Raw genomic sequence first — 10799 nt, forward strand, 5'->3', positions numbered from 1 at the left:
TCCCGCCAGGGTGCGCCTGTGCGTAAAATCCAGAACACCGCGTTGATAAACTGGCGATTATCTTTTGCAACACCTCCCCACTTGCCTGATCGCCCTGGCAAATGGGGTTCCAGTAACGACCACACATGATCTGAAAGATCATGTCTACGATAAGCTTCTGACATACTATTACCATGTATAATAATCACTTGCAGCATAATTATACAGTAATTTCTAACTTGTGACGACGCTATCTAATTCGTTCTTACTAAATTTCGTCAAAAATTAATTTCGCATAGACTCAATCGATCTAATCTTAAAACGTTATTTTCTTTCCTATGGCACAACAATAACGGACTCATCAATGTAATCGGAGTGTTTTACGCTTTCCTTGAATAAAACAGTACTGACTAGCCCTACAATAAACAGACAAGTGGACACAAAGAACAGGGTTTTTAAAAATGGTATTCACCCCGGAATATACCAGGAGTCAAAAGTAGAATTTTCTTGTAATTTATAGTCAAGAGGTTCTGCAATAAAGAAATCGAGATTAAGTAACAGTCAGATTATGACGATACTCAAACAGGCTGAAGCAGGCGTACCGGTGCCTGAATTGTGCCGTGAACATGGTATGGTTATGCGACATTTTATTTTACAAATGGCGCAGCAAATACAGCGGTATGGATACATCGATGATAGCGCGGCTCAAAGCGCTTGAGGAAGAGAACCGTCGATAGATGTAGCCGAAGAGCGGTTAAAGTCCGAGTTACGCAAGGAGGCGCTCGAAAAACGGATAGATGAATTGCAAAGCCGGAAACTTGTGATTCAGGAAAAATTGAGCCGTTGCGGTCGCTCGCTCAAGATCTATAACGAGATGTATCAAATTTCTTCAAAATTTTTTCAAGAACCGCATAAAACATAAGCCTACGGACAGTCTGGAAACAAGCAGGCCGCACTAATAAAACCCACCTTTACGGATCACCTAACAGAGGTACGAAATGACCGTTTCCCGGAATCAGGCAGCGCGTTTGTTTCACTTGATCAGCCAGCTACATGAGCGTACTTCACTCATCATAACAACCAACCTGAAATTCAGTGAATGGGTGCAGGTTTTTGGTGATGCCAGAATGGCCACTGCACTGCTGAACCGCATTACTCATCATTGAGACATCCTGGATGTGGCATATCTCACATCATCTTTATATTTTTTCGCCTAAAGTATTTTTCAGTTTAATGAAAAAGTGCGTTTTTTTCTATACATCGTGGATGACATACTGGAAGTAACAGGATGTAATTTTTAATACTGGTGTAGTTACGCTGCATATCAAAGCAGGCTATACCGGACAATGGAACGAGGGACACATCGATGACTATGAATATCACCAATCCCAATGTTGAAGTGCTGACGGATTCCGCTGGGAATACTGTCGGCCTCAACCACTTCAAACAGCCCTTCACTCCATCGGATGGCGTAATCGAGGCCCGCAAGCTGGCAGCCCAGTACGTTGCCGAAGTCGCCGAGATTTACGGTTTCGGCCCCGGTGAAATCAAAGACATAGATTCTGGCGTTCGGCACAAGCTGGATAAAAAAAAGAGAGAGTTGAAGTTTTCTTCCGAGAAGAACATCAGGGATCTCATCGTCGTTGAGTATGAGCAGTCCTACAACGGCTTGCCGGTGTTCCGGAGCGGCGTCTCCGTACTCATCCATTCGTCGCCGCTGCGTGTGATCGGTTCCGCCAATACTACGCTAGGGAGTATTTCCATTGCCAACGAAGCGGCAGCAGAGAAGCTGGACACCACCGCCAAGACGGCGACATCGATGGTCGAACGCATTCTCAATCCCGGGCAGTTCGTTGAACAGATCATGGCCCAGGTCGTTGATCAGGATGTTAAGAAAGCGAAGATCAAGATCAACGAAAACAACCTGATCGTCTATCACTATCGGGCGGACGAGCGGATCAACAAACATGAGGCTGCTTTCGTTCCCCTGGAGGGTAATGTGCCTGAGCTGAGACCGGTCGACAAGTCTATCAAGGAAAACGGCTACTACTATACCAATGAAATCCTGTTTACCAGTAGTTCCGACAGAGGCGAAGTGCACTGGCGTGTGATCATCGAGCCGCAGTCCAGTTCGGTCCTGTACGTTCGGCCTTTCATTTCCAATATCGAAGGCTATGTGTACCGACAAGATCCACTTACCACCACCGGAAATGCCAGCATTACACCCACGTCATCCACAGCCGTACTCAACTCGGTCCGTTCACAGGTCACCCTGCAGGGCCTGACGCCGTCCGCACCGCAGGCGCTGAGCGGCAATTACGTTGAGCTGCAGGACATCAATCTGCCCGCGATTGCACCGCCAACCTCGGCGGGCGATTTCTTCTACGACGCGGATACGGACAATTTCACCGCCGTCAATGCCTATCACCACAGCGACTTCACGTTCCGCATGGTTGAAGGTATGGGCTTTAACATGGCCACCTATTTTGACGGCACAACGTTTCCAGTCAGGGTCGATCACCGTGGCTTCTTCGGTGGTGTCAATGCACAGGCACCGGGCAATCCGGGTGGCAACGGTTCCGATGGTTATCGTTACGGCGTGGTCCAGGCCGGTCAGCCGCTGGGAATCGCAGATACGGTTCGAGTCGTGCTGCATGAATTTGGCCATGCCATTCTCTGGGACAATGTTCACTCACCAAACTTCGGCTTTGCGCACAGTGCCGGCGACAGTATGGCTTGCATCTATGCCGATCCGGGCTCGCATGCCCCGGACCGTTTCGCAACGTTCCCCTTCGTAACCGCGGCAAACCCGTTCATCGACCGACGTCATGACCGATCGGTCGCCGCAGGCTGGGCATGGGGAGGTGTGCTGGATTTCGGCGGTTATTCCAGTGAGCAGATTCTATCGACAACGCTGTTCCGTGCCTACCGCGCACTTGGCGGAGATGCATCTGAACTGGCTGAACAGGAATGGGCGGCACGTTACGTATTGTACCTGATCATCGGTGGCACGGGGCTATTGACGCCGGTGACCAACCCGTCAGTGAGCACCGGATTTGCGTCCGCGATGAAAAATTTCGATCTCGGCACCATCAACTTCGAAGGTCAGCCAGGTGGACTGACGCACAAGGTTATTCGTTGGGCGTTCGAGAAGCAGGGCGCCTACCAGCTGCCCGGCGCGCCCACGCCGGTTGTAACGGAAGGTGCGCCACCGGACGTCGACGTATACATTAACGACGGCCGCCACGGTGAGTATCAGTACCTCGCGAATTATTCCAACACCACGGACATCGTCAACCGCAATGTGGCGGACGGCGTTCTCGCACACCAGACACCGATACTCGGTGAAATCAACTACATCTACGTCACCATCAGAAACCGCGGTACCCAGATCGCCAACGACATCATCGTCAAGGGATTCAAGTGCAAGCAAGGAGCGTCGTTGCTGTTCCCTATCGACTGGAAACCGCTATCTACGCCACAGCTGTCCGGCGGATCCTTGCTGTCCGGATCGGACGCGATCATCGGTCCGTTCGAATGGGTACCGGAAGGCGAGAACGAGTGCATCCTGATGTCGGTGCAAGCTACCGGCGATGACAGCAACATCAACAATCTGTTGCTGGGCGCGAATGTTTCCCCGCACCATCTGGTACCATTCGACAACAACATCGCGATGCGCCTCATGGCCGTGGAAGAAAAAGACAAGGAATGCTGCGATTGCCACGAAACTTCACTGAAGTTTCCACGGCGTCCGGACCAATGCGTGTCACCAGCCTCACCACCCTGGAAGCCTTACGACAATTGCATTTTCTTCTACGAACCGCGTATCGTCGAGAAGACCGTACCAATTACAAATCAGAATGGAGAGTTCACCCACGTCAGAAATCTGCGGCTGCAGTTCAGGATCATCTTCGAACATTGCCTGAGCTTCTGCGGCAAACAACAGGGTGCGCTGATCTATACCACCACTTTGCTACCGGGTGAGAAAGTCCGACTCTACCAGCACGATCGCTATCGTAAGGTGCGGTCCGAATCGCAGCGACTGACCCTGCATGCATCATTCCGGCAGACGGTTTCAGCACTACACCAAGTGAAAAGGACGCAGTCCGAGTCGAGATTTACGGAAGCACTGGTTCAGATAAGAAGTGACGACGATCACGAGATTACTCTGGGCGGCGCGCTGTTCGACTTCAGTTGGGACATCGACAATCCCGATCTGAACTTCACGCTGGATATTCAGGCGAATACCTCCACCGTGTCCGAGGAGTTCGGGCAAACGCTTAGAACTGCCTCGCAGCATGTGGAAGCAGAACGTGCGACGGTCATCAGCACCTATGAGGATCAGGAAAACATCGATACGACTTCACGCATGCTTGAAAACAGGAACGAATGTTACGCAGTCACCTACTTCGTCAGACGAGTCAACGAGGTCTACAATCTGGTCACAAGAGTGAAATCCATCGAAGTCAGATTTCTGGATGCCAATGGTAAGGAATTCAGTGGTTGGCTTGGTCTGGATGAACTTGGCGAGCTGGACGAGGTGATTCAGCAGGCTATTCGTGAATGCCTCCTCACCTTGCCGACGGTGGGTGATACGATAAACCAGGGCACCACGATCACGCTGCCAACCGACGGTACGATCTACGAACCCGAACTTGCACACTGCTCGTCATGCGAGCCAATGAAGATCGTCGAAGCGGAGATCAAGCTCGAGAAAGCAAAGGGCAAGTCTCGCAAGCTGTGCCTCGAAGCGGAATTACTGCAGCTTGAAATCCAGCGCCGCAAGGCCCTGCTCGAGAGCGGCGATCTAAGTCCCTTCGAGGAAACGCAAGACAACGAACCAGCCCCGGGAGAAGAACCCTAATCCAGGGCGGTGCTCTCTACTGAGTCTGAACCGACAACCGGCAACTGAATGTTGCCGGTTGTTTCTGCGAACAGACACTAAACCTCTATGGAGTCCTGTTTATTGGTCCTGAGCCTGGTACTCTATCAATATGATATTGCCAAGTACAACGTTGCAGTAGTGTTATGGAGCAAGACACAGTACGCCGGAAAGGGTTGTTCCCTTTTCAAGTACTGTAACACGGCTGCAGGACACCACGGTAACGCCCTGTGGGTGAGCTTTTCAGCGTCCATGGGCTGCGTTGTGTCTTTTGGTAATAGAGCGACTATTTCCTGCAAGACACGCCTTGCCATGAACACTGGCAAGCTCACTGTACCCGGCAATATCATATTGATAGAGTACTAGATTACAGGAATTTTATCCTTGCAAATTGAAAATAAAAGTTTTAATGTGCAAGGATGATAAAACGCAATATCCATCTAACAGTCATACAGTCTTTGAAACAGCAGGCCGCTGTTGGTGGTATTTCAGCCACAGTCTGACACAAATTTGGCACAATCAATTTTTTTGCTTAGATGTTGTCGCTCAATTATTTCTCTACTTCATCACCTTCTCGTGGCGCTTCTCCACCTCGACGATAAAGAATTTCTTCAAACATTTTTAAATCAGCTCGCTTGGCGCGTTCTCTAAAAAATTCTTCGGTTTCCAATGCAGATATTTTTTCCGCCACAGCCATCGAAATAAATTGATTAAGGCTTGTTCCATCACGTTTTGCTATAACAGAATAAGCCTTTTCTTGAGCGCTTCTCCTAATAATGCAGCTGATGCCCCTGTTGGGCTTCGCATTGCTGCTACAATAACATCCGTATCCAGAACAAGCTTTATCATGATATTGCATATGATATCCATCTGTTTGTACTATTACAATCGGGGCTCCCGTCTTCCAATTGTAGAAATTAAAAGAGCCTGTCTACACCCAGCCTTCACCAACGCATTGAAAAATAACGATTCATTGAAAACGCTATAATCCGGGTAGTATGTTGCTACTTCTTGCAATGCCGGTTGACTGAATCTCATATCCCAGACTTCTATAACCAGACATGCGTTTCTCACTCATACGCTGCAAGACTGGCACCTGATGATCGATATAATCATATACCTGCACCTTTGTTTTGTTGTGATGAATTCTGTGCAGCCTTCCTGCATATTGAGCAAGAGTGCCTTTCCAAGATATGGGCATCGCAAGAAACAATGCGTCCAGCCTGGCATCATCAAAACCCTCACCAATGTAGCGGCCTGTTGCTATCAAAATTCGTTCTTCATGATCGCCGATGCTTTCAAATTCCTCAAGCATTTGCTTATGGGCTTTTTTGCCCATCCCCCCTTGAAGGGTTATGATGTGCTTTGAAAAACCAGAAAGGCAATCTGCAAAAAAGGCGACATGTTCTTTTCGCTCAGTTAAAATGATTGGTGATCGTCCGTCCTTCAAAGCTGACACAACATCACTCACAATCATTTCATTACGAGCACTATTATTTGCCAGCTCGGCATATACTGTCTGAATCGGCGGGCGCTCATACTGTTCCGTCAAACTTAGTGGCAGTCTGAATTCCGTGTAGCGTGGCACGACAAAATGGCTAAACGGACGCTTTTTTGCCTGTTTCTTTGCATCAACATGGTGCCTTATAGGGCCGCATTGCATAAATATAATTGGCTGCTGACCATCTTTCCGTATCGGTGTCGCGGTCAGTCCAAGAACGTATTTTGCCTTGCTTTGTCTTGCAACAGCTTCAAAACTCACAGCGGAAAGATGGTGGCATTCATCTACGATAAGCTGTCCGTAATCTGCAACACAATCATCAACTTCTCCCTTGCGAACTAGACTCTGTATCAGCGCAATATCAATTTGACCTGTTGGTTTTCTTTTACCACCGCCTATTTGGCCAACATTGATATGTTCAAGATCCAAGAAAGTTTGAAGCCGGGCAACCCATTGCTCAAGAAGCTGTTTTCTGTGAACCAGAATCATAGTGTTCCGTTTGCGTTTTGCAATAATGTGGGCTGCCAAAACGGTTTTACCAAAACCCGTTGTTGCAGAAAGAACTCCCGTATCGTGAGCCAAAAGGGCCTTAACCGCTGATTTTTGATCCTTGCTAAGCGTTCCAAGAAATTTTGTACGTATTGCTTTGCCCGCATTTCTTTCATCAACAATTTTGTGCGTTATGTTTATCTCTGCCAATAGCTCAAGGACGTCATCTAAACAGCCTCTCGGCAGTCCAATGTGGTTTGGGAAGTTTTCAGCGCATGCGATGATACGAGGCTTGTCAAATATTGGCAACCGCATGGCCTGTGCTTTGTAAAATTCTGGGTTCTGAAATGCGGCTGTGCGTATTAGCCGATTGATAAGCTGTGGCGGTAATCTGTTTTTCTCAATGTATAGCTGATTACCTGCCACAAGTTTTATGGCATCAGGTATGGGCGTTGTAATTTCAAGAGGACGGGGCTTTCCGGACGGCCTTGCTTTCCATGGCTCGTCAGCATCTTCGTCATCAACCGGGATATGTAGGCCGGTTACTCTTCCACGACCAATTGCCTCAAGTACATGCATTTCGACTTCTTGTGATGTCATCTTTCTTACAGCAGATAAGAAAGACCATTGATCAGGGTAAGGCTCAAAATTTTCATCCAAAAAAACACTGTTGCCTTGTTGGCGAGGATCACGCTGTAGCGGCAAAGCAATTAAGTTACCGAAGCCCCCTGCAGGCATATTGTCTTGATTAGGAAAGAAACGATCATAAGAAGAAAAACCCAAATCAGGGTGGTGTTCCATTGTCTCAGTTAACAAGTATGATCCCATTTTACGAGCGTCCGATGCCGCAACAGGACTCGAGAAGAAAATCCATACATGACCACCATTTCCAGATCGTGATCTTTCCACATATGCCGGGACAGCCTTGTTGCTACAGGTTTTCATAAATGCAGCAATATCCTTTTGCCAATACTCCTTGTCAAAATCAGCAGCTAAAAACCAACACGTTTCATCAGGCAGCAACGGATATACGCCAATGGTGGCGTCGTTATTTTGAGCATCTTTGCCAGTAAGATGCTGTCGGATTACATCATCGGACACTTTGATGAATCCCTGGTTGGGGCATTCGGTGCATTTGATTCTGGGTTTCTCGCAGATACCTCTCACCCATTCATTTGAGCATGCCGGACTATACCCAGAACGGCCTGTTTTTCTATTATCCCAGCGTTTTGGAAAAACATCCTCTCGACCTCGAAACAGCTGACGAAATATATGAATTTTCTCTTGCGATGAAAATTGCTGTAATGCCTCCCGTTGTTGTTCCTGATGTTTGCTTTCAAGAATACTCAATCTGCCGAGCAAGTCCCTACGCTCAGCGTCCAGTGAATCGATGCGTCGTCTGATCTCCTCAATCTCGTTAATGTAATCATTCATCTAAAGTCCTAACAAAACGGATAAGCTAAAATGCTACGTTTTTTCTCGATCCGGCAGTCTGTAACTGGTGCTACGCCCTCTACCGGGGTTTTGAATAAAGATGCCTCTCTCCTTTAATTCCTGAATATCCCGAAGGGCTGTATCGTTTGAGCACTTGGCCAGCTTGGCGTATTTCGAGGTGTTCATGAAGCCCTCAAAATCATCTTCAAACATAAGATTAATAACCAAACGCTGACGGTCATTTACGGGCCTCTGATTAATAGTATTCCAGAGCTGCGCCTTGAAGAGAACATTGCCAAGTGTCGTTTCGGCATTGAAAATCGCTCGGCCAAGGCAATCCAAGAACCATGACAGCCAGTCTGTGATATCGGGTGTTGCGCGTTGCTGTTTCTCAAGCTGAGCGTAATAATGCTTCCGCTCTGCCTCAATTTGGGATGAAAGGCTGTAAAAACGGTCTTGCGTGCCATCTGCTCGCGCCAAGGCCATATCGCCAATGGCTCTGGCAATTCGTCCATTCCCATCTTCAAACGGGTGAATGGTGACAAACCAAAGGTGAGCAATACCTGCTTTAATAACTGGATCAATGTCATTGCCGTTTCCAAACCATTTGAGAAACGCCTGCATTTCTTTTTCCAAACGGTCGGCATCAGGGGCTTCAAAGTGAACCTTCTCTTTGCCAATCGGACCAGAAACAACCTGCATAGGGCCTGTGTCGATGGTACGCCAGCCGCCAACTGTGATTTTATGCATGCCGCTTCGCCCTGTAGGGAATAGCGCAGCATGCCAATCAAAAAGACGGTCCTTGGTCAGCGGCTTAGAAAACTGCTGCGTGGCATCCAGCATCATCTCAACGATGCCTTCCACATCTCGGCTTGCGGGAATTAGACCGGCAATATCAATCCCAAGCCTTCGGGCAATAGAGGAGCGTACTTCATCCGGGTTTAGGTTCTCGCCCTCAATAGCAGAGGATTTGACTACGTCATTGGTGAGTGTGCTTAGGCTGGCTTCGCACTTGAACTCAAAGCCCAGTCCTTCCATGCGACCGAGCAAACGCCCTTGTCGATGGCGTATATCAGCCAACTTGGATGCAAGGGATTCCACATCCCATGTAAAGTTTGGCCAGTTTTGATGTTCATGAATCCACATATCAATCACCGCATTATTTGAGGTGATCATAGGCGATATTAACCGCAAGGTCAAGATGTTTCGCCGCATATTATGCTGCGATTAACCCTGCTATTCACCACAAGATTCAGCTCTGGCTGATACCATTTTTACCGCGCAAAAGTCTCGAAAGATGATCTGATTTTTAGTCAGGGGTGCTAGCTATCAAACTAAATACCTAGAAATCATCTATTAACTGATTGATTATAATAGTTTAAATTTATTTGAAGCAAAATTCCGCAACGAATATGATTAACATAATACAAATCTCAAAAACCCACATAACGAGACATATAACTAACTGTATTTAATAAGAAAATACGAGTTGCGCCGACACCATAAATCGAACTCGGGACCTTCTGATTACAAATTCTAAAATATACCGTTTTAAGGTGTTTTAACATTTTTGAAGTTGCTTTAAAGTCGTTGTTTTGTATTGATTTTTACTGTTACATTGTTTTACACTCCATTCCATAGTTTTACGCCTACTGTCTACATAGCGTCTACATGGCGTCTACATGAAAGGAGACTGAAACAATGACCACACCTCGCACGCAGCCGCTATCACATAAAATTACCAAGTCCTATGTAGACAAACTGTCTACACCAGAAACCGGCCAGACTTTTGTGCGGGATTCCGAGTTAAAAGGTTTTGCCGTTCGTATTACTTCAACCGGCGCAAAATCATTTATTCTGGAAAAAAGAATTGATGGCAGGGTTAAGCGTTTGACGTTAGGCCGCTATCCTGAATTGACCGTCGAGCAGGCCAGAAAAGAAGCGCATAAGTTGCTTGGTCAAATTGCTATAGGACGCAACCCTCCCGCTGAAAAGAAATCTGAAGCATTGCAGGGCACAACATTGCAACAGGCTTTTGATGATTTCGTTGCCGTTAGAAAAAAACTGAAAACCCGCACGCTCTATGATTATCAGCGCATCATGAAAACCGTATTGGCCGACTGGCAAAACAAAGCCATGCTGAAAATCAATAAAGACCTGGTTGCCAAACGTCACAGCAAAATCGGCGCTGAACATGGCGAAGCCTATGCCAATTTATCCATGCGCTTTTTACGTGCTTTGTTTAATTGTAACTGCTGACACCCCCCAAAAAAAATAAAAAAACACTTGACAGGTTTTTTGGGCACTAGAATTTTGAATTTTCACCACGACAAGAAACTTCCATTACAATCAACTTGTAAGTGGCGACAAGCCGTTTAAGTTGCAATTTTAGCTTTTTATTTGGGTGAGTCTGTTAAACCCTTGTCAGCTGGCTGACGAGGAGTCAAAAAAAGCCATGTTATGATGGTGTTATTGAGAATAACCCATTGATATTAGTGTGGCAAATCTGGATAA

Annotated in this window: 6 protein-coding genes and 2 pseudogenes; 4 read left to right on the forward strand and 4 right to left on the reverse strand. The window is 47.2% G+C overall.

Annotated features, from left to right (window positions below; all coding sequences use genetic code 11):
• The coding region (locus BMY62_RS14970; RefSeq protein ID WP_143058838.1) for a transposase at positions 1 to 164 on the reverse strand (164 nt) is incomplete at its 3' end.
• A gap of 350 nt (positions 165 to 514) precedes the next feature.
• On the opposite strand from BMY62_RS14970, the pseudogene BMY62_RS16615 reads away from it, so the two are divergent.
• From BMY62_RS16615 to BMY62_RS14980, 3 genes and pseudogenes are all read left to right on the forward strand, one after another.
• Positions 515 to 761 (forward strand): annotated as a pseudogene (locus tag BMY62_RS16615) (transposase); the annotation flags it as partial.
• Between the two features lie 240 nt (positions 762 to 1001).
• A pseudogene (locus tag BMY62_RS14975) lies at positions 1002 to 1145 on the forward strand (ATP-binding protein); the annotation flags it as partial.
• A gap of 200 nt (positions 1146 to 1345) precedes the next feature.
• The gene (locus BMY62_RS14980) at positions 1346 to 4843 is read left to right on the forward strand and encodes a hypothetical protein (protein ID WP_177170418.1); all 3498 of its coding nucleotides are present in this window, start codon (positions 1346 to 1348) and stop codon (positions 4841 to 4843) included.
• Positions 4844 to 5411: 568 nt separating this feature from the next.
• Here the strand turns inward: BMY62_RS14980 and BMY62_RS14990 are convergent.
• From BMY62_RS14990 to BMY62_RS15005, 3 genes are all read right to left on the reverse strand, one after another.
• On the reverse strand, positions 5412 to 5720 hold the full coding sequence (locus BMY62_RS14990) for a polysaccharide deacetylase family protein (RefSeq protein WP_218142999.1): 309 nt from the start codon (positions 5718 to 5720) through the stop codon (positions 5412 to 5414).
• 123 nt (positions 5721 to 5843) lie between these two features.
• The gene (locus BMY62_RS15000) at positions 5844 to 8201 is read right to left on the reverse strand and encodes a TOTE conflict system archaeo-eukaryotic primase domain-containing protein (RefSeq protein ID WP_218143000.1); all 2358 of its coding nucleotides are present in this window, start codon (positions 8199 to 8201) and stop codon (positions 5844 to 5846) included.
• 117 nt (positions 8202 to 8318) lie between these two features.
• A complete protein-coding gene (locus BMY62_RS15005) occupies positions 8319 to 9461 on the reverse strand; it encodes a Fic family protein (protein ID WP_256207660.1) in 1143 nt (380 codons plus the stop codon).
• Positions 9462 to 9986: 525 nt separating this feature from the next.
• Here BMY62_RS15005 and BMY62_RS15010 point away from each other — a divergent pair.
• Positions 9987 to 10544, forward strand: a complete 558-nt coding sequence (locus BMY62_RS15010; protein WP_256207661.1) for an Arm DNA-binding domain-containing protein — start codon at positions 9987 to 9989, stop codon at positions 10542 to 10544.
• Positions 10545 to 10799: the final 255 nt, after the last annotated feature.

The sequence above is a fragment of the Nitrosomonas marina genome, from assembly GCF_900111605.1.
GTDB classification, from domain to species: domain Bacteria; phylum Pseudomonadota; class Gammaproteobacteria; order Burkholderiales; family Nitrosomonadaceae; genus Nitrosomonas; species Nitrosomonas marina_A.